22 protein-coding genes and 1 pseudogene are annotated in these 26,394 nt (G+C 57.1%); 5 read left to right on the top strand and 18 right to left on the bottom strand.

Annotation, left to right across the window (positions count from 1 at the left end):
• Positions 1-23 precede the first annotated feature (23 nt).
• Positions 24-1,346: a UDP-glucose dehydrogenase family protein gene (locus ACIPY9_RS15190; RefSeq protein ID WP_400702647.1), complete on the top strand. Its 1,323-nt coding sequence runs from the start codon at positions 24-26 to the stop codon at positions 1,344-1,346.
• 60 nt (positions 1,347-1,406) lie between these two features.
• On the opposite strand, the gene ACIPY9_RS15185 is transcribed toward ACIPY9_RS15190, so the two are convergent.
• Positions 1,407-4,847, bottom strand: coding sequence for a tetratricopeptide repeat protein (locus ACIPY9_RS15185; protein ID WP_400702644.1), 3,441 nt, complete (start codon positions 4,845-4,847; stop codon positions 1,407-1,409).
• A gap of 172 nt (positions 4,848-5,019) precedes the next feature.
• Entirely contained in the window at positions 5,020-6,072 is a 1,053-nt protein-coding gene (locus ACIPY9_RS15180; RefSeq protein ID WP_400702641.1) for a flagellin, read from the bottom strand.
• Positions 6,073-6,390: 318 nt separating this feature from the next.
• Here ACIPY9_RS15180 and ACIPY9_RS15175 point away from each other — a divergent pair, with 318 nt between their 5' ends.
• The gene (locus ACIPY9_RS15175; protein ID WP_400702638.1) at positions 6,391-7,215 is read left to right on the top strand and encodes a motility protein A; all 825 of its coding nucleotides are present in this window, start codon (positions 6,391-6,393) and stop codon (positions 7,213-7,215) included.
• Positions 7,212-8,177, top strand: a complete 966-nt coding sequence (locus ACIPY9_RS15170) for an OmpA family protein (protein ID WP_400702635.1) — start codon at positions 7,212-7,214, stop codon at positions 8,175-8,177. Before ACIPY9_RS15175 ends, ACIPY9_RS15170 begins: the two co-directional genes overlap by 4 nt.
• Positions 8,178-8,193: 16 nt before the next feature.
• On the opposite strand, the gene ACIPY9_RS15165 is transcribed toward ACIPY9_RS15170, so the two are convergent.
• Positions 8,194-9,870: a diguanylate cyclase gene (locus ACIPY9_RS15165; protein WP_400702632.1), complete on the bottom strand. Its 1,677-nt coding sequence runs from the start codon at positions 9,868-9,870 to the stop codon at positions 8,194-8,196.
• A gap of 256 nt (positions 9,871-10,126) precedes the next feature.
• Between ACIPY9_RS15165 and ACIPY9_RS15160 the strand changes: the two genes are divergently transcribed.
• Positions 10,127-11,020: a LysR family transcriptional regulator gene (locus ACIPY9_RS15160; protein WP_400702629.1), complete on the top strand. Its 894-nt coding sequence runs from the start codon at positions 10,127-10,129 to the stop codon at positions 11,018-11,020.
• 16 nt (positions 11,021-11,036) lie between these two features.
• Here the strand turns inward: ACIPY9_RS15160 and ACIPY9_RS15155 are convergent, their stop codons facing one another.
• From ACIPY9_RS15155 to ACIPY9_RS15145, 3 genes and pseudogenes are all read right to left on the bottom strand, one after another.
• Positions 11,037-11,543 carry a cupin domain-containing protein gene (locus tag ACIPY9_RS15155; RefSeq protein ID WP_400702626.1) on the bottom strand — a complete coding sequence of 169 codons (507 nt, stop codon included), beginning with the start codon at positions 11,541-11,543 and terminating at the stop codon, positions 11,037-11,039.
• A gap of 90 nt (positions 11,544-11,633) precedes the next feature.
• Positions 11,634-12,311, bottom strand: coding sequence for a hypothetical protein (locus ACIPY9_RS15150; protein ID WP_400702623.1), 678 nt, complete (start codon positions 12,309-12,311; stop codon positions 11,634-11,636).
• 46 nt (positions 12,312-12,357) lie between these two features.
• Positions 12,358-12,699, bottom strand: a pseudogene (locus ACIPY9_RS15145) (transposase); the annotation flags it as partial.
• Positions 12,700-12,895: 196 nt separating this feature from the next.
• Here ACIPY9_RS15145 and ACIPY9_RS15140 point away from each other — a divergent pair.
• On the top strand, positions 12,896-13,390 hold the full coding sequence (locus tag ACIPY9_RS15140) for a hypothetical protein (RefSeq protein WP_400702620.1): 495 nt from the start codon (positions 12,896-12,898) through the stop codon (positions 13,388-13,390).
• 358 nt (positions 13,391-13,748) lie between these two features.
• On the opposite strand, the gene ACIPY9_RS15135 is transcribed toward ACIPY9_RS15140, so the two are convergent.
• The 12 genes from ACIPY9_RS15135 to atpB form a co-directional block, all read right to left on the bottom strand.
• On the bottom strand, positions 13,749-15,020 hold the full coding sequence (locus ACIPY9_RS15135) for a DUF1173 family protein (protein WP_400702617.1): 1,272 nt from the start codon (positions 15,018-15,020) through the stop codon (positions 13,749-13,751).
• A gap of 462 nt (positions 15,021-15,482) precedes the next feature.
• The gene (gene glmS, locus ACIPY9_RS15130; protein WP_400702614.1) at positions 15,483-17,318 is read right to left on the bottom strand and encodes a glutamine--fructose-6-phosphate transaminase (isomerizing); all 1,836 of its coding nucleotides are present in this window, start codon (positions 17,316-17,318) and stop codon (positions 15,483-15,485) included.
• Positions 17,319-17,327: 9 nt separating this feature from the next.
• Positions 17,328-18,095 carry a DeoR family transcriptional regulator gene (locus tag ACIPY9_RS15125; protein ID WP_400702611.1) on the bottom strand — a complete coding sequence of 256 codons (768 nt, stop codon included), beginning with the start codon at positions 18,093-18,095 and terminating at the stop codon, positions 17,328-17,330.
• Between the two features lie 131 nt (positions 18,096-18,226).
• A complete protein-coding gene (gene glmU, locus ACIPY9_RS15120; protein WP_400702608.1) occupies positions 18,227-19,591 on the bottom strand; it encodes a bifunctional UDP-N-acetylglucosamine diphosphorylase/glucosamine-1-phosphate N-acetyltransferase GlmU in 1,365 nt (454 codons plus the stop codon).
• Positions 19,592-19,700: 109 nt separating this feature from the next.
• A complete protein-coding gene (locus ACIPY9_RS15115; protein WP_025262613.1) occupies positions 19,701-20,126 on the bottom strand; it encodes a F0F1 ATP synthase subunit epsilon in 426 nt (141 codons plus the stop codon).
• A 44-nt stretch (positions 20,127-20,170) separates the two neighbouring features.
• The gene (gene atpD, locus ACIPY9_RS15110; RefSeq protein WP_400702605.1) at positions 20,171-21,547 is read right to left on the bottom strand and encodes a F0F1 ATP synthase subunit beta; all 1,377 of its coding nucleotides are present in this window, start codon (positions 21,545-21,547) and stop codon (positions 20,171-20,173) included.
• 27 nt (positions 21,548-21,574) lie between these two features.
• Entirely contained in the window at positions 21,575-22,435 is an 861-nt protein-coding gene (gene atpG / locus ACIPY9_RS15105; protein ID WP_400702602.1) for a F0F1 ATP synthase subunit gamma, read from the bottom strand.
• A gap of 50 nt (positions 22,436-22,485) precedes the next feature.
• Entirely contained in the window at positions 22,486-24,030 is a 1,545-nt protein-coding gene (atpA, locus tag ACIPY9_RS15100; protein ID WP_400702599.1) for a F0F1 ATP synthase subunit alpha, read from the bottom strand.
• A 21-nt stretch (positions 24,031-24,051) separates the two neighbouring features.
• Entirely contained in the window at positions 24,052-24,588 is a 537-nt protein-coding gene (locus tag ACIPY9_RS15095; protein WP_400702596.1) for a F0F1 ATP synthase subunit delta, read from the bottom strand.
• Positions 24,589-24,600: 12 nt separating this feature from the next.
• Positions 24,601-25,071, bottom strand: a complete 471-nt coding sequence (locus ACIPY9_RS15090; protein ID WP_025262618.1) for a F0F1 ATP synthase subunit B — start codon at positions 25,069-25,071, stop codon at positions 24,601-24,603.
• A 57-nt stretch (positions 25,072-25,128) separates the two neighbouring features.
• Entirely contained in the window at positions 25,129-25,386 is a 258-nt protein-coding gene (gene atpE, locus ACIPY9_RS15085; RefSeq protein WP_400702593.1) for a F0F1 ATP synthase subunit C, read from the bottom strand.
• Between the two features lie 137 nt (positions 25,387-25,523).
• Positions 25,524-26,393, bottom strand: a complete 870-nt coding sequence (gene atpB / locus ACIPY9_RS15080; RefSeq protein WP_400702590.1) for a F0F1 ATP synthase subunit A — start codon at positions 26,391-26,393, stop codon at positions 25,524-25,526.
• Position 26,394: the final 1 nt, after the last annotated feature.

The following is a 26,394-nucleotide window of genomic DNA, read 5'->3' as shown; positions in this document are numbered from 1 at the left end:
CGCACATCACTTCGGTAAACTTCATGAAAATCAGCGTGTTCGGTTCAGGTTATGTCGGTCTTGTGGCAAGCGCCTGCCTGGCCGATGTCGGCCATGAAGTCATGTGCATGGACATCGACCCGCAGCGTATCGAGCTGTTGCGATCAGGCGAAACCCCGATCCATGAGCCCGGCCTGAGCACGTTGATTCGTGCCAACGTTCAGGCCGAACGCCTGATCTTCTCGACCGATGTCGCCGAAGCCGTGACCTTCGCCAACCTGTTGTTCATTGCCGTGGGCACCCCTTCTGACGAAGACGGCAGCGCCGATCTGCAATACGTGCTGGCCGTTGCCGAGGGCATTGGCCAGCACATGCAGGGCTACAAGGTGGTGGTCGACAAATCCACCGTGCCAGTGGGCACCGGCGAGAAAGTGCAGGCCACCATCCGCGCAGCGCTGGACAGGCGCGACCTGCAACTGCCGTTCGATGTGTGCTCCAACCCCGAATTCCTGAAAGAAGGGGCCGCCATCGAAGACTTCACCCGGGGTGCCCGCATCATCGTCGGCACGGAGTCCGAGCAGGTCAGAACCCTCATGCGCGAATGCTACGCGCCCTACAACCGCAATCATGACAAGCTGATGTTCATGAGCCTGCGGGCAGCCGAACTGACCAAGTACGCCGCCAATGCCATGCTGGCGACCAAGATCAGCTTCATGAACGAGATGGCCAACCTGGCTGAGCGGCTCGATGTGGACATTGAGCAGGTTCGCCATGGCATCGGCAGCGACCCGCGTATCGGCTATGACTTCATCTATCCAGGGTGTGGCTATGGCGGCTCGTGCTTTCCCAAGGATATTCAGGCCCTGAGCCGCACGGCCCATGAGGTCGGCTACACCCCTCAATTGCTCAAGGCCGTGGAAGACGTCAACCAGCGGCAGAAAACCACGCTCTTCAAGAAGCTTGAACGGGCACTGGACGGTCAGTTGGCAGACAAGACCATTGCCGTCTGGGGGTTGGCGTTCAAGCCCAACACTGACGACATGCGTGCCGCGCCCAGCAGAAACCTGATGGAGTCGCTGTGGGAAGCCGGTGCCCGGGTACAGGCCTACGACCCGGAAGCCATGCAGGAATGCCGTCGAATCTACGGCGAGCGCGACGACCTGTTACTGGCTGGCGACCGTATTCAGGCCGTCAAAGGGGCCGATGCCCTGGTGATCTGCACCGAATGGAAGGCCTTTCGCAGCGTCGATTTCGCCTGGCTCAGACAGCAACTCAAATACGCGGTCGTGATCGATGGCCGCAACCTGTATGAACCCAAGGCACTGGCCGATGCCGGGCTGACCTATGCGGGGATTGGCAGGGCCTGAAACGTTGTTATTCGCGAATGAACTCGCTCCTACAGTAGGAGCGAATTCATTCGCGAAAGCTTATTCCGAATAAGCCACTTCGTTGTAACTCCCCACCAGCCAGGTCAGTTCTGACCGGGGTACTTCGGAAAGAGGCTGTAGATCAAAGCGTGCCATGCGCCCGATGAACTCTGTTGGCGTCACCAACCGCTCGACCACGTGATAGTGCGGACGATCCAGGTAGTCGTCGAACAGCACGATCATCGGTTTGGTGGCCCGCAGATAAGCCGTCACGAAGCAGGCAATCCGGAAACGTCCGTCAATCAGGATGACATCCGGCTGCTCAAAGAAAGGCTCGTCCCACACTTTCAACGGATAGGTGTGGAAACGTTTCCAGGCCCGGGCATTCTTCGGACGTGCCCATTTCCCCGTTTCACCGACATTGATCGGGTAGATCACAGGCCGCGACGCAAACGAATGCCCCGCAATCCAGGCCTGCATGTCGCTGGCCCATTGTGCGTCGTTCTCGACCGAAATGACCTTCTTGTTCGGCATTCTGGCAGCGATCATGGTCGAACCACCGCTGCCGTACTCCAGAATCACGGAGGCGTCCGAATACACCTGCCTGAGATAAACCGCGACCTCTTCAGGGAACGTCACCTGGGGTTCCTGCATGGGAGCCGGGGCGATCACGGGCTGATGTTCATCGTTGCGGGCCGCCGGGGCCTGGAGCAGGCTTGAGGCCGATGCCATCTGGGCAGGCGTCTCTGCCTGGCAATGCTTGAGGTAACGGGCACCCAGGTCACCGTTCAGCGTCGTGATGAGTTGCGTAGCGACATCGTGTGCGCCGTAAACCGTGTGCAGCAGGAACGCCAGTTTCAGGCGCTGATTGTCCGACAGCGCCGCCAACCGGGAGGCGTTGGGCAGAAACAGGGCATCGGCACTCACCAGATGCGAGGCCCGCAACTGAACGAGGCTGTCTCCCTGTGGCAGATGGCTAATGTGTTGCAGCTTGTTCAACCGGTAAAAACTGAAGCCCAGACGGGTGAGGCTCTGGGTGATCAGCCCAAGATCCGGCTGCTGGCCATGGGTCGGAGCGAAGTTGATACGGGCCTGAACCAGCAACGTATCGCTCAGGGTTCTCTGACCGTGTTCCAGTACCGCCAGGCTGTCGTTCAGGTTGTCCAGCACCAGCCAGTCAACGGACGGCAGGCCATTGATGTTGTCCAGTTTCAGGGTCGGCACGGGCAGTCTGGCCAGCACACTCGAAGCGGTCGGGTCCTGCCCGGCCAAAGGCTCCAGCGTGGCAGTCAGTGCCGGGTCGAGGCAGGCATACAGCGTTGCGGGCTGACCATTGCCCAGTGCCGCATGGGGATAGTGATGCAGCTCGCCCAGTTGCCCCAGTTGTTTGGCGTTATCCACACGGCTGGCCGGATCGAATGCAATCGTCGAGAAGGCCCCCAGTTTTTGCAGCTCGACGAATTGCGCCGAGCCCACCAGCGTGGCCCCATGGTCCAGGGTGATGACCTTGCCCTGAAACTGGAAGCTGAAGCTTTCCTCCTTGGCTGGCGCGGCGGGATGCAAGATATCCACAGGCTGATCGTCGCCCAGGAACCAGGCCTGCCCTTCCTTGTTGAGAGTCAGGGCGGCAGCAGGCTTCGCTTCGCAATAGCGCTGCCAGATGGCGCGCATGGCCGTGCTGAAGTGCTCGGCAAAACGACCGCTGTCACACACCGGCGAGCGCATGAGCACATCGCGCAGATGGCTACGGATGCTGGCCAGGCTTTTCAGATCCTTGCCCAGGCCAATGGCACGCTCGCGGTACTCGTCCCAACTGTTGACCACCAGTTCAGGCAGACCGGCATTGACCAAGTGGGTGGCCGAATGGCGACCGGCGAAGGTCGGGCCGGGCAAGGTGATGACCGGAACGCCCATCAGCAAGGCTTCACAGGTGGTCAGGCCGCCGGAATACGGCCATGGATCGAGGGCGATATCGATGCGGTTGTAGGTTTCGAGCAGGTATTTATGACCGATCGGCCCTTCCACGATCACCCGATCACGGGCGACGCCCCGGCTCTCCATGACGTCGAGCACGTGCTCGCGTAATTCGCCATTGCTGAATGAGCCGCCCTTGAGCAACAGGCGCGAATCGGGTGTCGCCAGCAACAGCTCAGCCCACTGGCCGAGCAGGAAATCGTTGATCTTGGTCGGGTTGTTGAAGCATCCGTACGTGATGAAGCCGTTTTCCAACGCGGGCAGTGGCTTGATGTCCGGCGTATAGGGCGGCGGGTCGTAACAGATGTAATCGTCGGGCAGCCGAATGAGTTTTTCGGTGTAGAACGCATCCTCGCCGTCGGGCGATTCGATGCTGTCGCTGAGCAGGTAGTCGATCGCGTCCAGGCCCATGGTGTTGATCAGGCCACCGACCCATTTGACCAACAGCGGCGCAGGCTGCAAGGCCATGGTGCCCATGCGGTTGCCAGCGTTGTGGCCGCAGAGGTCGATCAGGATATCGATCCGGTCATCGCGAATACGCTGGGCGAGTGTCTGTTCGTCCATGTGCTTGATCGCCAGCCATTGATGAGCCGTTGCACGAATGCGGCGGGTCAGGTGATCGGACACCTGGCTGGTGCTGTAGGCGAACAGCTCGAACTGATGACGCGGCAGCTTTTCCAGCACACCGACAATCATGTTACCCACAGGGTGCTGGCGCAGACCGTCGGAAACCAGCCCGATACGCAGGCAGCGATCAGGCGCTCGATCCTGCAAGTCGGGCCGTGGGGGAACGACTTTGGGGCCGAAGCGCGACTGCCATTCCTTGCAGACCTCGAAGATGTATTCGCGACTGCGCTCCGGGTCGTAGTGCAGCGATGTCAGCCGGTTGGAGTACGGCAGCACATCCTTGCGCCTGGCCAGCGATACGGCCTTCTGATAATGCTCGTCGGCCTTCTTCAACTGGCCGATGTCCTTGTACAGGTTGGCCAGGTTGTTCCAGTGGCTGTAGTCGCCCGGCTCACGCTTGATCAACTGCTCGAACACGGCAATGGCTTCGCCATGGCGATCCAGTCGGTTGAGGATCAGGCCCTTTCGGGACAGCAGGCGAAAGTCCTCGGGAGTGACCTCCAGCGCCTGCTCGATATGTTTCAACGCCTTGGGAAACTGCCCTTTCTCGAAATAGAGCGTGGCCAGTCGATGATGAGCCGGTGAAAAACCGGGGTCTATTCCCAAGGCCTTGATGGCCAGTTCTTCCGCCCGCTCGGCCTGACCGAGCTTTTGTGCGGCTCGCGCCACCAGCTCCATGGTCAGGGCATCGTCGGGCGTCAGGCTCAAGGCTCGTTCATAGCTGGCCAGGGCCTTTTCGGGTTCATCCTTGAGTTCCAGATTGCCCAGATCGCGCCACGCCTGCGGGTCGCGAGGACGCTGCTGGCAAACCTGTCGAGCCTGAGCCAGCCCGCGTGTATCGGCGGTGCGGCCTGACGGTGGCGTGGCGTTTTTCTTGTGCGATCTGGCGGGCTTGGACATGGAGAAGGCGGCCTTGAGAAGAAAGAATCCAGCGTCGAATGCTATCTCGGCACCGGTCGTGACAAAGCCCGAATAAGCTGGCGGGAGCCACGGGTTTACGGGGTATTGAACGGAAATAAAAAAGGAGGCACAGCGTGCGCTGGCCCCCTTCCTGTACTGCCTGCTGTCGTGATTACTGCAGCAGGGACAGCATTTGCTCAGGCATGGAGTTGGCTTGTGCCAATACCGAAGTACCTGCTTGCTGAAGGATCTGGGCGCTGGTCATCGCCGATACTTCAGTGGCGTAGTCCACGTCCTGGATACCCGAACGTGCCGAGGTCAGGTTAGTGGTCGTTGTGGAGATGTTGGTGATCGCCGAGTCAAAACGGTTCTGCACCGCACCGAGGTCCGAACGCATGGAGTCGACAGTGTTCAGTGCGCTGTCGAGAGTCGTCAGGGTGTTGGTCGACTTCTTGGTGACGGCGTTGTCAGTATCGATGCTGATGCTGGCGGTAGTCGTCGTGCCGTCTGTAGTCAGAGTGACCTCTGCTGCATAGGTTTTACCGTCTACGGTCAGGAAGTAGTCGCCATCGGCGTCAACAGACAGAGTACCGCCAGAGATGGTGGTACCGGACTTGTCCACATAGCTGGTGTTGGTGCTGGTGATCGCAGTACCTGCGGAGTCAGACAGCGTGGTCGCGGTCAGCGTGGTGTCGTAACCGTTGACGTTAAAGTCGCTCAGGCCCAGGGTTTCAGCGTTGATTTCGCTCAGTTCGATGGAGATGGTTTCGCCATCGTTAGCGCCAACCTGAATGGTGATGGTCTGGTCGGAAGCCAGTACGTCCACGCCGTTGAACGAAGTTTGTTCAGCGATACGGTTGATCTCGTCCAGACGCTGGGTGATCTCGTCCTGGATCGATTGCAGGTCGGACTGGGAGTTGGTGCCGTTGGCCGCCTGTACTGCCAGTTCACGAATACGCTGCAGGTTGTCGTTCACCTGGTCCAGTGCACCTTCAGTGGTCTGGGCCAGAGAGATACCATCGCTGGCGTTGCTGCTCGCCTGTTCCAGACCAGTGATCTGGGAGCTCATGCGGTTGGCAATGGCCTGGCCGGCAGCGTCGTCGGATGCGCTGTTGATTTTCAGACCAGAGGACAGACGCTCGATGGAGGTGCTGAGGCTGCTTTCCGAAGAGCTCAGGTTTTGTTGAGCAATCATCGAGGTGATGTTGGTATTAATTACTGACATTGTGCAGTTCCTTCTCGTGGGTGAGGCGCTATTACAGATTGAAGATGCGGCGCCCCTTGCTTACAGCGCCGTTGCCGTACAGACATTTCGAACATCGGCGCTCCGATAACCCACCTTTAGCGAGAGGGAAAAAAAATTTTGAATCCGTTTTTTCTCCTGTTCCGCCTCCCCGCCGTCATCCCGTAACGCAGATTTCGCCATGGAAAGTGGCTGTATTAGCGGATTTGAAACAGGGCCCTCCACGCTATAAAGCCTTTTTTGCCTCTACCGCTCCCCGTCACGGACGTGGATGTCGAGAGCTGTTTCAAGGAGTGCCGCATGAACCCTTCAACCCTCATAGGTATGCTCGCCAGCCTTATCCTGCTGGCCGTTCTATTGGTGTTCTCTGCACAGGATCCCAACCTGTTCGTCAATATTCCGAGCCTGGGCATTGTCGTCGTCGGCACCTTTGCCGCGACCTTCATCAGTTATCCACTGAGCGAAGTGCTGCGGGTGTTCAGCCTGATCAAGACGGTCATCCGCAACGAACGCGAGTACACACAGGAAGACATCGACGAGCTGGTCAGCCTGTCGCGCCTGTGGGTCGATGGGGATTTGCGGGCCGTCGAAGAGGAACTGAGCCGGGTCAAGAACCCCTTCCTGCGTTCCGGCGTACAACTGGTGATCGACAAGACTCCCGAGGACGACATTGTCGAGTTGCTGCAATGGCGCATTTCCCGGTTGCGCGCCAAGGAACAGGCCGAAGCACAGTTATTCCGGGTCATGGCCAGCTACGCTCCGGCGTTCGGCATGTTGGGAACGCTGGTGGGGCTGGTGAACCTGATGTTCGTGCTGGGTGATGGCGACATGGTCACCATTGGCAGGCAGATGGCTGTGGGCCTGATGACGACGCTTTATGGCGTGCTGCTGGCCAACCTGGTGTTCAAGCCTGTCGCAGTCAAACTGGAACGGCGAACCGAGCAACGCGTCGTGCTCATGAACATGGTCCTGCAAGGCATTTCCATGATGTCCAACAAGCGCAGCCCGGGCTTGATGCGCGAGACCCTGAAATCCTTCGTCGCCCAGCACCGGAACGAACTGCGCGACGAACCCGTGCGCCCACGCCGTAAGGTGATCTCCCTGCGGGGCATACCGAAAGTATGAGGGAGCCCAACAGCAACGCCTCGGCCAAGGACTCATCCAGCCATCAGCATTTGCTGGCCCGCCAGCGCGCCCTGGAGGTCGAGCTGATGCAGGCACGCCAGACCCAGCGTGGCCTCAAGCGTAAAAGTGCAGCCGCAGCCGCTGCCAGCGCTCCTTCCGTGAGCGAAGAGGAAAGCGACTCATGGATGATGACGTACCTGGACATGATGACGCTGTTGCTGGTGGTGACCATGGCAATGCTGGCCATGGCAGGCAAGGGTCATGGCCACCACCAGAAATCCGAAGCGAGCCTGAAACCTCTGGCAAACGTAAAAGACCTGGCGCACGTGGCGCCGCACACACCACCGGGAGCACTGTTGCTCGTACCGTCGGCCCAGGCCATTGTCGACCTGGAACCTGTTTCGGCCCCTGTCGCCACCACGGACATTGCGTCGTTGACCCCGGTGCAACCCCTTACACCATTGCCACAGACGCCCGATACCCCGACGACAGTTGCAGCCGCCCCTCCTCCCGTACCTGAGCCGACTCAACCCAGTGTCGACGACCTGCTCAAGGAACTGCCTCTGGAAAAACTGGGGGACGACATTGAGGTGGTCACCAATGAAAGGACCGTCAGCTTCCGTATCAACAGTGAGATCCTGTTTCCCTCCGGCCAGTCCGACCTCAATCTCGGTGGGCTGAAGGTTTTGCAGCACTTGATCCCTGTGCTTGAAGGGGTGCCGCACAAGGTCATCGTTGCAGGGCACACCGATACCCAGGATATCCGCAGCTCACGCTTCCCTTCCAACTGGGAACTCTCCAGCGCCCGCGCCGGCAGTGTGGTGCGTTACCTGCAGAGCAATGGTATCGAGGCTAAACGACTCGCTGCCGTGGGCTATGCCGACACACAGCCCCTGGGCGATAACAGCACAACTCAAGGCCGTGCGAGCAACAGACGTGTGGAACTGGTGCTAGAGCGCTAGCGTCCGGAGTGCGGGTTCATGTGGATAACTCTGCGCTGTCTGTACTCACATTGCAGGCCACCCGGTTTCTCCCGGACGACTTCGCGTGATAGAGCTGCTGATCGGCGCGCTTGATAAGCGCTGTGGTATTGGCATCCGTCGATTCGGACAGGCCGATGCCAATACTGACGGTGACCTGCCCGACCAGGGCAAAGGTTGCATCGGCGATGGCCGCCCGGATCTTCTCTGCAACGATTTCCGGGTTTTGCAGGTTGTCGAACTCCGGTAACAGCACCGCAAACTCTTCACCGCCGTAACGGGCAACGAAGTCCGTGGAACGGGTGTTCTTCTGAATGATTTGGGCCAGTTGGTAGAGCACTTCATCACCAATGGCATGGCCATAGGTGTCATTTATCCGTTTGAAATGGTCGGCGTCGATGAACAGTAAGGCAAACGGATGGCCTGTCAGCTCAAAGCGCTGGCTGCATTCGATCAGTTTTTCATCGAACAGGCGGCGGTTATACACACCCGTCAAGGCATCGTGAGTCGCCAGTTTCAGCAGCTCGGCATTGGCCTCCGTCAGCGCCGCCGTACGCTGCGCCACCGTGACTTCCAGCGAGCTGTTGGCATCCTGCAACTCGCGCTCCTTGCCCAAAAGGGATTGCGTCATGTTCTGGATCGACTGACCCAACTGGGCAATTTCCAGCACGGAATGGCTGAGGGGGAAACTCACGTCCGGCTTCTGCTCCTGGACCTGTCTGGCCGACTTTGCCAACTCTTCGATCGGACGGCTGAGGTACAGCGCCAGGTAATAGGCCGCCAGTCCAAATGCCAGTGCGGCAATGAAGCCCAGCCCCAGCAATCGGTAAAACAGGCTATGGGCCGGTTGAAGCGCCTGATCCAGTGGCTGGCGAACCGCAACATACCAGGCCAGCCCTGAAATCGTCGGGGTCGGCACCCTTACCACACTGGTCAGGAAGTCGTCGCCCACGAACCAGCCCGGCTCGGAAGACTTAAGCAGTTCGGGGTGTTTTTCCCCGAGACGCTGCTGTGGATAAAGAACATCACCCGCATGATCGACAATCAGAACCTGTGTGTCCGTCAGCATGCCTTCGCGCAAGACTGCCGCTTCGACAATCCTGGCCATCCAGCTCCAGTGCGCATGGGCGCTCAGTACACCCACCACCTTGCCGTCGGCATTGCGGATGGGTGAAGCGAAATCGATGAAACGCACAGGCTCGCCACTGGGGTTGGGCAGCAGCTTGGCCAGCAGGACGGCCTCATGTGGATCGCCGGTGTAGGAACCTTCCAGCCCCGCCTTGAACCAGGGGCGCTCCTTGACCGATTGATGGACCAGCAAGCCTTTCACCGCCTGCCGCACGCGCCCCTCCGTGTCGGCCACCCCCATCCAGGCGTACTCGGAATGGGACTGGCTGCGCAGCTCCATCGACCGCAGGATGGCCGGGTCGTCCAGATTGCCGCTCATCAAGTGGGATTCCTGGCTGAGCAGGTGCATTTCAAGCTGCCGCTCATAAAGCTGGGCACCCAACAAGGTCGCAGCCGACTTGGCCGTACTCAACAACGTGTTGGCACTCGCCTGCTTCATCTGTTCGGTGGCGATATGCCCCACATAAAAGCCCACACTCATGAGTGTGAACAGCGACAAGCCTGCACACCATAAGGTCAGGTGGCTACGAAGACTGGCTTTGATCATGAGGTCATATCTTGTGTGAGAGATGATGGCATTTGTGTCGAATATAACCGAGTCAAGTGAAGGAGGAAATTGGCCTGTCCAGTCTCGACAAGACTTCTGGATTTACAGGCCTATACCGCTTTAATGAGCTTAATTCATATCTGTATGCATTCAGATGACATAGTGCTGTCGAACCCACTGGTTTACCTTCGCACCACCTGAGGCGATCCACGGCGACTCATCCCCTCTTTGCGTTCCCGACTGGAAGGAATACTGAATGCCACCGGAAAGCTTCAACGACCTTTCTGCCTTTACCGTTGTGGCAACCGAGCGCAGCTTCACCAAGGCGGCCGCAAGACTGGGGGTGTCCCAATCAGCGCTCAGCCATACCATCCGCAACCTTGAATCGCGGCTTGGCCTGCGTCTGTTGACCCGCACGACCCGCAGCGTTGCACCGACACAAGCTGGCGAGCGGCTGCTGCAAATGGTCAAGCCTCGCTTCGAGGAAATCGAGGCCGAACTGGCCATCCTGACCGAAGACCGTGAAAAGCCGGTGGGCACTGTCCGCATCACGGCCAGCGAACACGCATCGCTTGCGTTCATCGCCCCCGCCCTGACAAGACTTCTGCCTCAATACCCTCTGATCAACGTCGAGGTGAGCATCGACTCAGGACTGGTCGATATCGTTGCCGATCGTTATGACATTGGTGTCCGCCTCGGCGACAAGGTCGCCAAGGACATGATTGCCGTCAGAATCAGCCCCGACTTGCGCTGGCTGGTCGTAGGCTCTCCCGCTTATTTCGCAAGATATCCACAGCCCCACATCCCGCAGGATCTGGCTGTGCATAACTGCATCAATATCCGCTTTCCCACCCATGGAGAGATTTTTGTGTGGGATTTCTTGAAAGACGGGAATGAGGTCAAGGTCCGTGTCGAAGGGCAGTTGACCTTCAACAGCATTGCCCTGCGGTTGAACGCCGTCCTGGACGGGCTCGGGCTGGCCTACCTGCCGGAAGATCAGGTCAGGCCATTGATTGACGCAGGAAAGCTCGTCAACGTACTGGAAGACTGGTGCCCGGCATGTACCGGTTATCACCTCTACTACCCGAACCGCCAATACTCTTCGCAGGCCTTTTCACTGGTGGTCGACGCGTTGCGGTATCAAGGGTAGAACTGCAACCCCTGCCTTATGGCTTGCGCGGGTCACGGTACTGCTCATCGCTCACCTTCTCCATCCAGCTCACATTCTTGCCATCGAGCATGCCGGTGATGGCCATGTGCGTCATGGCTGTTTCAGGTGTTGCGCCGTGCCAGTGTTTGACGCCCGGAGGGCACCAGATCACATCACCGGGCCGGATCACCTGTACAGGGCCACCCCACTCTTGAGTCAGCCCGACGCCCGAAGTGACGATGAGCCGCTGCCCCGCAGGATGCGTATGCCAGGCTGAACGGGCCCCTGGCTCGAACGTGACCATGGCTGCGGAGGCATTGATGTTCTTGTCGGCCGACCAGATCGGATCAATCCGCGCCTTGCCGGTGAAAACCTGTTCGGAACCCGCTATCGAAGCCTGCTCGCCAGCCCGGGTAATGTGCTGAACAGCCGGGGTCTCATTGGCGGGAGGCTCAGAGGCATTGACCGTGGTGATCTGCAGGGCCATCGCACACACGAGCGTGCCAAGGATTCGGTTACTCATCCGTACTTCATCTCCTTGATTTGCGCAGGATGGAAGACGCCCTCCCGACTGATCTCGCACGAGTCAGAAAGGCGACCTTGATGCGTAACCTTATAGGTTCGGTGCTGGCTCTTGAAGCCTGATGCTGACCAGCATCTGACCATTTTCCGCGCTACCGGCTACACGTCCCCACCCAGAAGCGGTTCCCATTTCAAAAAGGCGCAACCCGGAGTCAAGAACCAAGGCGATGACAAACATGGCGTAGTCATACGAATAGTTCTGGACCGGAGTCAGGTTCTTGCCATCGGCAGCAAAATAGACCGTGCCATCTGAATTGATCTTCAGCATTGCGGTGTAAGGGTAGACCTTATTCTCTACCGGCCCCTGGGTATAGTAAGTGCCGCTCCACAGCGCGAGATCAATCGGCGCGAAAGGCGACGTGCCTGAAACACTCATCGATACAGACCCTTCATTACTGATCGTACCGGTTACAGAACTGATGCCTTTCGAGTTATCGAAGACAAGCTTCGCACTGGTGCCACCGGGAACAGTGGCCGAAATGACCAGCGTGTTATCACTGAACGTGCAGTTATCGCCCAGGGAAAACTGTTCCGATGTCTGGCCATCCTTGGACACGGTGATCTTCGCCGTATAGGTGGTGGAAGCACCTGAAGTGACCTGATCCGTACCCACCATAACGAATGAACCGATTTCAGGGTCCAGCGTGTAAAAGCCTGTAAATGGAATCAAAGCCTGAACAGAAGATTGTGCTGCACTGGATGATGTCATTTTGAGATCTTCGAGAGGAGTGGAGCGAGGAATATAGTTCGCTTTTTATGTCGCGCGTGCCATCCAGTAATACGCCCAGTGCCAGATAGATCGCTTTGTTGCACACCAAACCCTCGTCGCGAATTTTAACCCGTAGTGCATCGAAGAAAATGACCGGGTACATAGGCTCCAGGGGGCGTTGCTGCCATGTGCCAATCTCCTCCAAAACCGCATCGGTTACTGAACTGATGAAATCATGCGACACATCGCTTCCATACTGCTCGGACAGGAACGCGCGGATCTCACGTACGGTCATACCGCGGGCGTACATGGCAATGATCTTGTCATCAAAGCCAGTGAAACGGCGTTTATGCTTCGGGATCAGGATGGGTGCGAAGCTGCCATCGCGAGCGTCGGTAATAATTCACGTAAAAAATCCTGGGTCAGTGAAACGCAGCAAGCGAGGCAATCTTGCTTCAGCGGCTACAGCGAGATGAATCTTGATATAGAACAATTCTGTACACGCCACAAAAGCCGGCTGGTATCCTTAATCGCCCTTCTGATGAGGGTAAAATTTCCATACATATGCTCATCGAGACCGCAATATGAGTCTAAACAGTTATCTTCCTTACGTACCCGTTGTAATCGCTTTAATCGCTTTTATGGCTTACCGATGGACAAAGAAGTCTGCGTCGAACTCGACTAAAGCTCTTGCCCAAACGATAAAAAGTCATGATACGAAATATACAATTTCTCTGAAGTATGATTGCCGGCTGGGGGCGTGGAATTATGGTGGGCACCTAACAGAGCTCGAAATTAGAAACGCAGGTGAGGTCCCCGTTGATGTAGCAATTCACTATGACGGATTACTAGTGCTTCATGACCTTGAACACCCGCTAAAAATTAATACAACCGCCGCGCATGCGACGATCAAGGCCGGTGAAAAAGAGACGCTGCGCATTGAGATTGTGAATGACGGTTATGCCGGCCGAGCGAAATTTCATATTCATTGCAAGGCAACTAACACGAACTACCCTAAAGGGCAGGAGATGATCCTCGGGCAGGAAGTCTTGATCATTCCTAAAAGTCGTAGCGTTTGACTCCACACAGACATCCTTCTGCACGGTAGGAATTGATCACTTTCATTAACAAATACCTGAGCTCTACTTCATAGCCGTAAACTTCATTCCGACTCAGCACGCCAAGGATATCGAGAATACAGAGTTTCGAGTCCAACTAGAACGCCTATACGCGCTAAAGGTGTTTCTCGTGCTTGATAGCGGCCTTACTCAGCTCGAGCCAATGCCGCTTCGTTCGATAAAGGAGCATATTGCTTCATCGAGCTGAATACGTAGAAGCATTGATTAGAGTCACTTTATTTGTAAGCGCTCCATAAACGCTACATTCAAAGCGTTTCCAGAGGGTTTTGCCGTACAAAACAATCAGCTTTGGCACTGCTTATGGTTTAGGCACTGGAAAAGGATCGATTGCCAAGCCTTCCGGATCTTTTGCCGCGTCCCATTGCCACCAGCCTTGAGTACCGTATTCCTTGGCGTAGTGCAGAGTTTTTTCGGCTTTCCGCTCCAGATACTTCTTGTCGCTGAGGCCATAGACTTCCATAGGTAGCTCTCGGTTACTGGGTAGATCAAGCAGCCAAAAATCGGGGAAAACAGAGTCTTCCTCGGCGTCAAACCTCAGAGGTTTGTTGAAATGCCTGTTCTCCGCTCGTAGCTTCGCCTCAATTGTGCTTTCGTATAACGAATCGACCGGCACCCATTCTTCGCTCACGTGCATGAGGGCGATATTGAGCGCTTGTGCTGCAGATGCACTTTCCGGTTTGTCTGTCTGAACGATGGCCACAATCCGCTTGCCGTGAGCCCAAGCTATGAGCTCGCGGGGGAAACGCTTACAGACAGCGGCCCATGTTTCTTGATCAAGGGACAGCTTGGGGACGCCATGGAACCCTTTGATAGCAAGGAAGCCGGAGGTTCCTGCGGCACGTTCCTTAGTGTGAGCAGCCAGCGGTGCGATTACTAGAAGACGGCGGCTGTTGCGTATCGCGCTGGCAACCTTGACCTCGTTTGCCCTCTGTTGAGCCCCGCCTGATGTGGGGGCAGCAACCACGAGCGCATCATCAAGCCGAAGGCGGTTCGTGGTTATTCTGCTTGCGGCCTGGATAAGCCTGAGATGAACAACGAACATATCACGTCTTCCAGCCAAGCTTGGCCACCACGAATTCAAATTTGCCTCTGTCCATAACAGGTGCAGCAATCCAAGCAACGTCATGGCTGGCTTCTTTGCATATACGCTTGGCGAGTAGCTGCGCTCAGCACGAGGTTCACCTGAGTCAGCAGCCTCTTGCTTGCGCAGTGACAACGTGAGTTTTATTCGAAGGTCACCATCGCCGGTCTCCTCGACCACGCCCTTACTATACCCTTGGAGACCTGTTTTGTTAGATTTCATCGACTGGTACACGCAATTGAGTGCGTGTTCTTCCCCTGAATCGGGAAATCTGGCCAAGTGATAGCTATCGCTGCCTGACATATACCTAACAGCAAACCGCCGCGGGCCTAGGCCCGCGCACTGACACGAAACCGGGAGTTTGTTTAGGTGCGCCGAGCGAAGTACGTTTTTCCATTTGTCCGCATATTTATCTTCGGTCTGAAACTCGACGCTGTAGTCTCGGGCGCCGGTGGATTTTTCAACCCGAATCGAATGCCGGTCGGCCATTATTCCCTCCTTACTCGATCTACAGCGCGAGCTAGTGATCGAATTGATATCGTGGCGGATCGTTCAATGAAGACTGTGTCACCACTGATACGGTTTTGCCCCAGGCTGTCGGTGTTCATTAACCCAAACAAGAGTACAAGAATACCCTCTCTACAGATGCCGCAGGTGGCAGAATAAATCAGCAGTCTGGGCCGAAATCGCATCAGCATCGGCGGCAGAGTAGGCTACTCCTGCATGCGGCGCATAGACTCAGGGTAAACCGGATCTATCGCCGTAGCATTCGTGCTGCTGTGCTACTTGAATCGTCTTAAACTGAATGAATAGACGACTCGACGAGACAGGCAGGTCGTAAGAAAATTGGAAGCCAAGAGGCGTAGCAGGAGCCGAAGTGGGTGACCCTCACCGGCTCCTGCGACAGCTTTAATTCTCTAAAACCACACCACATCAACACCTGTGGATAACTCACTCCACCGTCACAGACTTCGCCAGATTCCGCGGCTGGTCAACATCCGTACCCTTCAACACGGCCACATAGTACGAGAGCAGTTGCAGCGGGATGGTGTAGAGGATCGGGGCCAGGGTGTCGATGATGTGGGGTATGGCGATCACGTGGGTGCCTTCGCCGTTTTTCATCTCAGCCTGTTCGTCGGCGAATACCACCAGTTCACCGCCACGGGCGCGGACTTCCTGGAGGTTGGATTTGAGTTTTTCCAGCAGTTCGTTGTTTGGAGCAACGGTGACGACTGGCATGTCGTTATCCACAAGCGCCAGCGGGCCGTGTTTGAGTTCGCCAGCCGGGTAGGCTTCGGCGTGGATGTAGGAGATTTCCTTGAGCTTGAGGGCTCCTTCCATCGCCACCGGGAATTGAGCGCCACGGCCCAGGAACAGGGTGTGGTGCTTCTCGGCGAATAGCTCGGCGACTTTCTCGACGGTGCTGTCCATGGCCAGTGCTTCGCCCAGACGGGTCGGCAGGCGACGCAGTTCTTCGACCAGTTCGGCTTCAACGCCGTTTTCCAGCGTACCTTTGACCTGTCCGAGGGACAGGGTCAGCAGCAGCAGGGCCACCAGTTGGGTGGTGAAGGCCTTGGTGGAGGCTACGCCGATTTCAGGACCGGCCTGGGTCAACAGGGTCAGGTCCGACTCACGCACCAACGAGCTGATGCCCACGTTGCAGATCGCCAGGCTGGCCAGGAAGCCCAGTTCCTTGGCGTTGCGCAGCGCGGCCAGGGTATCGGCGGTTTCGCCGGACTGGGAGATCGAGACGAACAGGGTGTCAGGCTGGACGACTACCTTGCGATAGCGGAACTCGCTGGCCACTTCGACCTGGCAAGGAATGCCGGCCAGACCTTCAAGCCAGTAACGCGCCACCATGCCGGCGTGATAGCTGGTGCCGCAGGCCACGATCTGTACGTTACGCACTTTGGCGAACAGTTCAGCCGCTTGTGGGCCAAAGGCATGAACCAGAACCTGCTGCTGCCCCAGGCGACCTTCCAGAGTGCGTTGCACAACCTTGGGCTGCTCGTGGATTTCCTTGAGCATGAAGTGGCGATACTCGCCCTTGTCGGCGGCTTCAGCACCTTCGTGGTATTGCACGGTTTCACGAACGACCGGCAGACCGTCCACCGTCCAGATCTGGACGGTGTCGCGACGAATCTCGGCGATATCGCCCTCCTCCAGGTACATGAAGCGGTCGGTGACCTGACGCAGGGCCAACTGGTCCGACGCCAGGAAGTTCTCGCCAAGGCCCAGACCAATCACCAGCGGGCTGCCACTGCGAGCGGCCAGCAGGCGGTCCGGCTGTTTGGCGCTGATGACGGCCAGACCATAGGCACCGTGCAGTTCCTTGACTGCGGCCTTCAGGGCATCGGCTAGGTCAGGCATGTCCTTGAGCTTGTGGTGCAGCAGGTGAACGATGACTTCGGTATCGGTATCGGACACAAACGCATAGCCCAGGCCTTTGAGGCGTTCGCGCAGGGCTTCGTGGTTTTCAATGATGCCGTTGTGGACAACTGCCAGTTCGTCGGCCGAGAAATGCGGGTGGGCATTACGCTCACAGGGCGCACCGTGGGTTGCCCAGCGCGTGTGGGCGATCCCCAGACGGCCAACCAGTGGCTCGCCGGCAAGCGCCTGCTCCAGCTCACTGACCTTGCCCGAGCGGCGACGACGCTCGAGAGTGCCTTCATTGCTGAAAACCGCTACGCCTGCGCTGTCGTAGCCACGGTATTCAAGGCGTTTGAGGCCTTCCAGCAAAATGGCGGTGATATTACGTTCAGCAACGGCGCCGACAATTCCACACATGGTTCTCTCCTAGCTGACAGCGGCACAAATCAGGGTAATGCCGCGGGCTTTTATCTGTTCACGCGCCTCGATGGACAGGCGCTCATCGGTGATAAGGGTATGGATACTGCTCCAGGGCAGTTCCAGATTGGGAATCTTGCGGCCGACCTTATCGGCTTCGACCATGACGATGACTTCCCGGGCAACTTCAGCCATGACACGGCTCAGGCCCAGCAACTCATTGAAAGTCGTGGTACCACGGATCAAATCGATGCCATCGGCACCGATGAACAGTTGATCGAAGTCGTAGGAACGCAGCACTTGCTCGGCTACCTGCCCCTGGAAAGATTCGGAGTGCGGGTCCCAAGTGCCACCGGTCATCAACAGCACTGGCTCATGTTCCAGTTCGGTCAGGGCACGTGCGACATGCAGGGAGTTGGTCATGACGACAAGGCCCGGTTGTACGCCCAGTTCTGGAATCAGTGCAGCCGTGGTACTGCCACTGTCCACAATGATGCGCGCATGTTCGCGGATACGGGCGGCGGCCGCACGGGCAATGGCCTGTTTGTATCGGGAAACGGGCTGGCTGCCTTCGGCAATCAACTCATGGGGCAAGGGGATTGCACCGCCGTAACGACGCAGGAGCAGGCCATTGCTTTCGAGAGCGCCCAGATCCTTACGAATCGTAACCTCCGAAGTTTCAAAGCGTCTGGCCAGATCATCGACACTCACTTCGCCCTGCTCATTGAGCAAGGCAAGGATGCTGTGGCGACGTTGAGGTGTATTACGTTTCGACATTTCGGCTTAAAGTTTCGTTTCAAAAGATAACGAAAGCAATAAAACCCTATTCTCAATAGACGGTCAACCCGTAGGAGCGGATTTATCCGCGAAAAATCGTTCTTCGCGAATGAATTCGCTCCTACAGATTCTTACTTCTTGATCTTCACGGGCCGCTTCCAGCCTTCGATGTTGCGCTGCCGTGCGCGGGCAACGCCCAGTTGTTCGGCAGGAATGTTCTGGGTGATGGTAGAACCCGCCGCAGTGCTGGCGCCTGAAGAGATATCCACAGGTGCGACCAGCGAGTTGTTGGAACCGATGAACACATCCTCACCCAGCACGGTCTTGTGCTTGTTGGCCCCATCGTAGTTACAGGTGATGGTGCCAGCGCCAATGTTGGTTCTTGCACCGATTTCGGCATCGCCCAGGTACGTCAGGTGTCCGGCTTTTGCGCCGTCCCCGAGGTGAGCATTCTTGAGTTCGACAAAGTTACCCACATGGGCCTTGGCTCCCAGAACGCTGCCTGGACGCAGACGAGCGAACGGGCCTGCGTCGCTGCCTTCACCCAGAATCGCGCCTTCGATGTGGCTGTTGGCCTTGACCACCACACCTTTGCGCAAGGTGCTGTCCTTGATGACGCAATTAGGGCCGATGACCACGTCGTCTTCAATGATCACGCGACCTTCCAGGATCACGTTAATGTCGATCAGCACATCACGGCCAACCGTCACTTCACCGCGTACGTCGAAACGTGCCGGATCACGCAGCGTCACACCAGCCGCCATTACACGACGGGCTTCGCGCAACTGATAATGACGTTCCAGTTCAGCCAATTGCTTGCGGTCATTGGCGCCCTGCACTTCCATCGCGTCGAGCGGTTGTTCGGTGGCGACCACCAGACCATCGCTGACAGCCATGGCAATCACGTCCGTCAGGTAGTACTCGCCCTGAGCATTGTTGTTGGACAGACGTCCGAGCCAATCGGCCAGCCGTTTGCCGGGCACAGCCAGGATGCCGGTATTGCCTTCGGTAATAGCTTTCTGGGCTTCGCTGGCATCCTTGTGCTCAATAATCGCACAGACCCGGTTCTGTTCGTCACGCACGATGCGTCCGTAGCCGGTCGGGTCATCCAGTGTCACGGTCAACAGGCCCAATTGTTCCGGCGTGACCTGCTCAAGCAGGCGCTGCAGGGTCTGGACTTCGATCAACGGCACATCGCCGTAAAGAATCAGGACGGTATCGGCGTTCAGTTCAGGCAGTGCCTGGGCCACGGCATGCCCGGTACCGAGTTGCTTGTCCTGCATGACGAAGTTCAGGTCATCCGCCGCCAGACGCTCACGTACGGCATCGGCCCCATGACCGATCACGACATGAATGCGGTTTGGGGATAACTGTCGTGCGCTGTGGATAACATGACCCAGCATGGAGTTACCCGCAACAGGGTGCAGGACTTTGGGCAAGGCCGAACGCATCCGGGTACCTTGGCCAGCGGCAAGAATGACAATATCGAGAGACATGGGGACACCAACTGGGCGGCCTACACGGCCGTGAAGGGACTGATTCTGAAAAAGAAAAAGGGTAGCCGAGGCTACCCTTTTACTCAATCGCGCATTGAAACCAGCGGGGTTAGCCGCCGAACTTCTTGCGAATTTGCTGAACGGTGCGCAGCTGAGCTGCAGCCTCGGCCAGACGAGCTGTCGCAGATCCGTAATCGAAATCTGCGCCTTTTTCGTTCAGGGCCTTCTCGGCAGCCTTGACGGCGGCCTGAGCAGAAGCTTCGTCCAGGTCGGCAGCACGTTGCACAGTATCGGCAAGCACCTTGACCATGTTCGGCTGAACCTCGAGGAAACCACCGGAGATGTAGAACACCTCGGCTTCCCCACCCTGCTTGATCAAGCGGATCGGGCCAGGGACCAGATTAGTGATCAGAGGCGCGTGGCCTGGAGCGATACCGAGATCACCCAGGTTGCCGTGCGCAATCACCATCTCGACCAGACCGGAGAAGATTTCTCCTTCCGCGCTGACGATGTCGCAATGGACTGTCATAGCCATTTGCTTGCCTCAACCTAATTAGCGCCCGTTGCCGGGCGCCGGGATTACAGTTTCTTGGCTTTCTCGATCGCTTCTTCGATGCCGCCGACCATGTAGAACGCTTGTTCTGGCAGGTGGTCGTAGTCACCGTTGAGGATGCCTTTGAAGCCAGCAATGGTGTCTTTCAGGGAAACGTATTTACCCGATGCACCAGTGAAGACTTCAGCCACGAAGAACGGCTGCGACAGGAAGCGCTGGATCTTACGAGCACGGTTTACCAACTGCTTGTCGGCTTCCGACAGCTCGTCCATACCCAGGATCGCGATGATGTCCTTCAGCTCTTTGTAACGCTGCAACACGTACTGAACGCCGCGAGCGGTGTCGTAGTGTTCCTGGCCGATGATGTTCGGATCCAGCTGGCGCGAAGTCGAGTCCAGTGGGTCTACCGCTGGGTAGATACCCAGGGAAGCGATGTCACGGGACAGTACGACGGTTGCGTCCAGGTGGGCGAACGTGGTCGCTGGCGACGGGTCAGTCAGGTCGTCCGCAGGTACGTATACGGCCTGGATCGAGGTGATCGAACCGTTCTTGGTCGAAGTGATACGCTCTTGCAGGGCGCCCATCTCTTCAGCCAGGGTCGGTTGGTAACCTACTGCGGAAGGCATACGGCCCAGCAGTGCGGATACTTCGGTACCGGCCAGGGTGTTACGATAGATGTTGTCGACGAACAGCAGAACGTCGTTACCTTCGTCACGGAACTTCTCAGCCATGGTCAGGCCGGTCAGCGCTACACGCAGACGGTTTCCTGGTGGCTCGTTCATCTGACCGTAGACCAGTGCTACCTTGTCCAGAACGTTGGAGTCCTTCATCTCGTGGTAGAAGTCGTTACCCTCACGAGTACGCTCACCCACACCGGCGAACACGGAATAACCGCTGTGCTCGATGGCGATGTTACGGATCAGTTCCATCATGTTTACGGTCTTGCCGACACCGGCACCACCGAACAGACCGACTTTACCACCCTTGGCGAACGGGCAAACCAGGTCGATAACCTTGATGCCGGTTTCCAGCAGATCGTTACCACCTGCCTGTTCAGCGAAGGACGGCGCAGGACGGTGAATGCCCCAACGCTCTTCTTCACCGATAGGACCGGCTTCGTCGATCGGGTTGCCCAGGACGTCCATGATCCGGCCCAGAGTCGCTTTACCGACCGGTACGGAGATGGCTGCGCCGCTGTCGTTGACGTTCAGACCGCGCTTCAAGCCTTCGGTCGAACCCATTGCAATGGTACGAACCACGCCGTCGCCCAGCTGCTGCTGAACTTCGAGAGTGGTTTCCGCGCCTTGTACACTCAGCGCGTTATAGATGCTCGGTACGCTGTCGCGTGGGAATTCCACGTCGATAACGGCGCCGATGATTTGAACGATACGTCCGCTACTCATTAGCTGGTTCCTCTAATATTTGAACCGTTAAACCGCGGCAGCGCCGCCGACGATTTCCGAGATCTCCTGGGTGATCGCTGCCTGACGCGCCTTGTTGTAGATCAGCTGCAAATCGCTGATCAAATCACCGGCGTTGTCTGTGGCGTTCTTCATCGCGATCATCCGCGCAGCTTGTTCAGCCGCGTTGTTCTCGACCACCGCCTGGTACACCTGCGACTCAACGTAGCGAACCATCAAGCCGTCAAGCAGCTCTTTGGCATCGGGTTCGTAGAGATAGTCCCAGTGGTGCTTGAGTTTCTGATCCGGGGTTGCCACCAGCGGAATCAATTGCTCCACCGTTGGCTGCTGGGTCATGGTGTTGATGAACTTGTTGGATACCACGGACAGGCGATCAATTCGACCATCCAGGTAGGCATCCAGCATCACCTTGACGCTGCCGATCAGATCATTGATCGACGGCTCTTCGCCCAGGTGGCTGATCGCAGCGACGACGTTACCGCCGAAGTTGCGGAAAAATGCCGCACCTTTGCTGCCGACCACGCACAGATCGATCTCTACGCCGTTTTCACGGTTTACCGCCATGTCCTTGACCAAAGCCTTGAACAGGTTGGTATTCAAGCCACCGCACAAACCACGGTCACTGCTCACGACGACATAACCGACACGCTTTACTTCGCGCTCGATCATGAACGGGTGGCGATACTCCGGGTTCGCGTTGGCAAGATGACCAATCACCTGGCGGATGCGCTCCGCGTAAGGACGGCTAGCAGCCATGCGAGTCTGAGCCTTGCGCATTTTGCTGACCGCCACTTTTTCCATGGCGCTGGTGATCTTTTGCGTGCTTTTGATGCTCGCAATCTTGCTGCGAATCTCTTTTGCGCCTGCCATGTAACACCTATCAGGTTAGCAAGCGGGAACCTCTCGGCTCCCGCTGCGGCTTACCAGGTTTGGGTGGCCTTGAACTTCTCGATACCGGCTTTGAGGCCAGCGTCGATTTCGTCATTGAAGTCACCCTTCACGTTGATCTTCGCCATCAAGTCGGCGTGATCGCGGTTGAAGTAAGCAATCAGAGCCTGCTCGAAGCTGCCGATTTTTGGAATCTCGATGTCCACCAGGAAGCCACGTTCAGCGGCATACAGGGACAGCGACATATCGGCGATGGACATCGGCGCGTATTGCTTCTGCTTCATCAGCTCGGTAACGCGCTGACCATGCTCAAGCTGCTTGCGGGTCGCTTCGTCCAGGTCAGAAGCGAACTGTGCGAATGCAGCCAGTTCACGGTACTGAGCCAGAGCGGTACGGATACCACCGGAAAGCTTCTTGATGATCTTGGTCTGAGCGGCACCACCTACACGGGAAACCGAAACACCGGCGTTCACAGCCGGACGGATGCCGGAGTTGAACATGGCCGATTCCAGGAAGATCTGACCGTCGGTGATGGAAATCACGTTGGTCGGAACGAACGCGGAAACGTCGCCAGCCTGGGTTTCGATGATCGGCAGTGCAGTCAGGGAACCGGTTTTGCCGGTCACTGCGCCGTTGGTGAACTTCTCTACGTACTCTTCGGAAACACGCGATGCGCGCTCCAGCAGACGGGAGTGGAGATAGAACACGTCACCTGGGTAGGCCTCACGTCCTGGTGGACGGCGCAGCAGCAGGGAAATCTGGCGGTAAGCCACTGCTTGCTTGGACAGATCGTCATAAACGATCAGCGCGTCTTCACCGCGGTCGCGGAAGTATTCGCCCATGGTGCAACCCGAGTACGGAGCAAGGAATTGCAGCGCAGCGGATTCGGAAGCACTTGCAGCAACGATGATGGTGTTAGCCAGTGCACCGTTTTCTTCGAGTTTGCGAACAACGTTGGCGATGGTCGATTGTTTCTGACCGACTGCAACGTATACGCAGAAGATGCCGCTGTTTTTCTGGTTGATGATCGCGTCGATCGCCATGGCGGTTTTACCGATCTGGCGGTCACCGATGATCAGCTCACGCTGGCCACGGCCGACTGGAATCATTGCGTCGACGGCTTTGTAACCTGTCTGTACAGGCTGGTCGACCGACTTACGCCAGATCACGCCTGGAGCAACTTTCTCGACCGCGTCGGTCTCGGTGTTGTTCAGCGGACCTTTACCGTCAACAGGGTTGCCCAGTGCGTCGACAACGCGACCCAGCAGTTCCTTACCAACCGGAACTTCCAGGATGCGGCCAGTGCACTTGGCGCTCATGCCTTCAGCCAGAGTCATGTAGGCACCCAGTACAACGGCACCTACGGAGTCTTGCTCAAGGTTCAGCGCCATACCGTAGACGCCGCCCGGGAACTCGATCATTTCGCCGTACATGACGTCGGCCAGACCGTGAATCCGAACGATACCGTCAGACACGCTGACGACAGTGCCTTCGTTACGGGCTTGAGAGGTTACATCGAGCTTCTCGATGCGACCCTTGATGATTTCACTTATTTCGGAAGGATTGAGTTGCTGCATTGCTCTGCTGCCCCTTCAAACTCAAGATTTCAATGCTTCGGCTAGTTGCGCGATCTTGCCGCGAACTGAGCCATCGATAACCAGGTCGCCGGCGCGGATCACGACACCACCGATCAGGGTGGCATCCTCCGCAGCGTGCAGGCGCACTTCCCGGCCGAGCCGTGCACTGAGAACCTTGGCGAGTTTGTCTTGCTGTTCTTGGTTCAATGCAAAAGCACTGGTGACATCCACATCGACCGATTTTTCCTGCTCGGCCTTGTACAGGTCGAACAGTTCGGCGATCTCCGGCAGAAGCGGGAGACGGTCGTTTTCAGCAACGACATGGATGAAATTCTGTGCCTGAGCATCGAACTTCTCGCCACACACTTCAATAAAAGTGGTGGCCTTTTGTGCGCTCGTCAGTCGCGGGGCCTTGAGCAGGCGCTGCACGGTGTCGTCTTGCGACACTGCAGCAGCCAGGCCGAGCATGGCTGACCAATTGGCCAGTTGCTGGTGGGCCTGCGCGTGCTCGAAGGCCGCCTTAGCGTAAGGTCGGGCCAACGTGGTCAGTTCTGCCATGATCGCCCTCGCTTAAATTTCAGCAGCCAGTTTGTTAACCAGCTCCGCGTGCGCGTTTTGATCGATTGTGGCACCCAGGATCTTCTCGGCGCCATTGACTGCCAGGCTACCCAGTTGGGCGCGCAGAGCGTCTTTGACACTGTTCAGTTCCTGCTCGATCTCGGCCTGAGCCTGAGCCTTCACACGGTCAGCTTCAACGCGAGCCTGTTCACGGGCTTCGTCGACGATCTGAGTACCGCGTTTCTTGGCTTGCTCAATGATTTCAGCTGCCTGAGCCTTAGCTTCGCGCAGTTGTTGACCCACTTTGTCTTGGGCCAGCTCCAGGTCGCGAGCTGCTCGTGTAGCAGCGTCCAGTCCATCCGCGATCTTCTTCTGACGTTCGTGCAAAGCCGCGATGACCGGAGGCCACACGAACTTCATGCAGAACAGCACAAAAATGAAGAACGCAACGGACTGGCCAATCAGGGTTGCATTAATATTCACGCCAACACCTCGCTCGTTCGTTGTCCATCACACCAATCAACTCGAAAAATCGAGCGATTAGCCAACGAGTTGACCAACGAAGGGGTTCGCAAAGGTGAAGAACAGAGCGATACCAACACCGATCATGGTAACGGCGTCGAGCAGACCCGCAACGATGAACATTTTAACTTGCAGCATTGGGACCATTTCTGGTTGACGCGCAGCGCCTTCCAGGAATTTGCCGCCCAACAGGCCGAAACCGATTGCAGTACCCAGTGCGCCCAGGCCGATCAACAGTGCAACAGCGATAGCGGTTAGACCAACTACAGTTTCCATCTTTCCTCCCGACTTTTACGTCGTATTGGTTAGGTTTTTTAGATTAAAGCGGTAAAGCAAAATCGTTTGTTACATCAGCCGCTTGCGGCTCCCTCTCACCCAGGGCGAGAGGGTCATCAGACACGCCGAGGCGGATCTTAATGGTTATCTTCGTGAGCCATCGACAGGTAGACGATGGTCAGCATCATGAAGATGAACGCTTGCAGGGTGATGATCAGGATGTGGAATACAGCCCACGCCCATTGCAGCACCACACCCAGGCCACTGAGCCAGAGCAGGCCGCTGCCGAACATGACCGCGATCAGGATGAATACCAGCTCGCCAGCGTACATGTTGCCGAACAGACGCAGTGCCAGCGAAATAGGCTTGGCGACCAGAGTCACGAATTCAAGCAGGAAGTTCACCGGAATCAACAGCGCCTGAACGAAGAGGTTCTTGCTGCCGAACGGGTGAAGGGTCAGTTCGCCGATGAAACCACCGATGCCCTTGACCTTGATGCTGTAGAAAATGATCAGTGCGAAGACCGACAGCGCCATGCCCAGAGTGGCATTCGGGTCAGTGGTCGAAACGGCACGGAAAGGAATGTGTGCGTCACCCGAGAACAGGATCGCCAGCTGAGGAATCCAGTCGACCGGTACCAGGTCGATGGCGTTCATCAGGAATACCCAGACGAAAATGGTCAGGGCCAGAGGGGCGATCACGGCGCTACGGCCGTGGAAGCTGTCCTTCACGCTGCCATCGACGAACTCGACCAGAACTTCAACGAAGTTCTGCAGAGCGCCGGGTTGACCGGAAGTTGCCTTCTTGGCCGCCATGCGGAAAAGAAGAACGAAGATAAGGCCCAATGCGACCGACCAGCCGAGGGTATCGACGTGGAAAGCCCAAAAGCCCATTTCCTTTGCTTCTGCTGCGGTGTGGGCAAAGCCCCAGCTGCCGTTGGGTAGCTGACCGAAAGTCAGGTTCTGCAAGTGGTGCTGGATATAGCCCGAAGCTGTTTGCTCTGCCATT

It is taken from the genome of Pseudomonas sp. NPDC089734 (assembly GCF_044748865.1).
Taxonomy (GTDB): domain Bacteria; phylum Pseudomonadota; class Gammaproteobacteria; order Pseudomonadales; family Pseudomonadaceae; genus Aquipseudomonas.
This window is presented reverse-complemented; position numbering and strand designations above follow the sequence as displayed.

Excerpts from the sequence above, each read along its gene's own strand:
- glmU (WP_400702608.1), bottom strand. The coding sequence starts at position 19,591 with ATGTCTCTCGATATTGTCATTCTTGCCGCTGGCCAAGGTACCCGGATG.
- atpG (WP_400702602.1), bottom strand. The coding sequence starts at position 22,435 with ATGGCAGGCGCAAAAGAGATTCGCAGCAAGATTGCGAGCATCAAAAGC.
- ACIPY9_RS15115 (WP_025262613.1), bottom strand. The coding sequence starts at position 20,126 with ATGGCTATGACAGTCCATTGCGACATCGTCAGCGCGGAAGGAGAAATC.
- ACIPY9_RS15135 (WP_400702617.1), bottom strand. The coding sequence starts at position 15,020 with ATGGCCGACCGGCATTCGATTCGGGTTGAAAAATCCACCGGCGCCCGA.
- atpE (WP_400702593.1), bottom strand. The coding sequence starts at position 25,386 with ATGGAAACTGTAGTTGGTCTAACCGCTATCGCTGTTGCACTGTTGATC.
- ACIPY9_RS15155 (WP_400702626.1), bottom strand. The coding sequence starts at position 11,543 with ATGAGTAACCGAATCCTTGGCACGCTCGTGTGTGCGATGGCCCTGCAG.
- atpB (WP_400702590.1), bottom strand. The coding sequence starts at position 26,393 with ATGGCAGAGCAAACAGCTTCGGGCTATATCCAGCACCACTTGCAGAAC.
- atpA (WP_400702599.1), bottom strand. The coding sequence starts at position 24,030 with ATGCAGCAACTCAATCCTTCCGAAATAAGTGAAATCATCAAGGGTCGC.
- ACIPY9_RS15170 (WP_400702635.1), top strand. The coding sequence starts at position 7,212 with ATGAGGGAGCCCAACAGCAACGCCTCGGCCAAGGACTCATCCAGCCAT.
- glmS (WP_400702614.1), bottom strand. The coding sequence starts at position 17,318 with ATGTGTGGAATTGTCGGCGCCGTTGCTGAACGTAATATCACCGCCATT.
- ACIPY9_RS15095 (WP_400702596.1), bottom strand. The coding sequence starts at position 24,588 with ATGGCAGAACTGACCACGTTGGCCCGACCTTACGCTAAGGCGGCCTTC.
- ACIPY9_RS15125 (WP_400702611.1), bottom strand. The coding sequence starts at position 18,095 with ATGTCGAAACGTAATACACCTCAACGTCGCCACAGCATCCTTGCCTTG.
- atpD (WP_400702605.1), bottom strand. The coding sequence starts at position 21,547 with ATGAGTAGCGGACGTATCGTTCAAATCATCGGCGCCGTTATCGACGTG.
- ACIPY9_RS15165 (WP_400702632.1), bottom strand. The coding sequence starts at position 9,870 with ATGATCAAAGCCAGTCTTCGTAGCCACCTGACCTTATGGTGTGCAGGC.
- ACIPY9_RS15180 (WP_400702641.1), bottom strand. The coding sequence starts at position 6,072 with ATGTCAGTAATTAATACCAACATCACCTCGATGATTGCTCAACAAAAC.
- ACIPY9_RS15140 (WP_400702620.1), top strand. The coding sequence starts at position 12,896 with ATGAGTCTAAACAGTTATCTTCCTTACGTACCCGTTGTAATCGCTTTA.
- ACIPY9_RS15175 (WP_400702638.1), top strand. The coding sequence starts at position 6,391 with ATGAACCCTTCAACCCTCATAGGTATGCTCGCCAGCCTTATCCTGCTG.
- ACIPY9_RS15150 (WP_400702623.1), bottom strand. The coding sequence starts at position 12,311 with ATGACATCATCCAGTGCAGCACAATCTTCTGTTCAGGCTTTGATTCCA.
- ACIPY9_RS15160 (WP_400702629.1), top strand. The coding sequence starts at position 10,127 with ATGCCACCGGAAAGCTTCAACGACCTTTCTGCCTTTACCGTTGTGGCA.
- ACIPY9_RS15190 (WP_400702647.1), top strand. The coding sequence starts at position 24 with ATGAAAATCAGCGTGTTCGGTTCAGGTTATGTCGGTCTTGTGGCAAGC.
- ACIPY9_RS15185 (WP_400702644.1), bottom strand. The coding sequence starts at position 4,847 with ATGTCCAAGCCCGCCAGATCGCACAAGAAAAACGCCACGCCACCGTCA.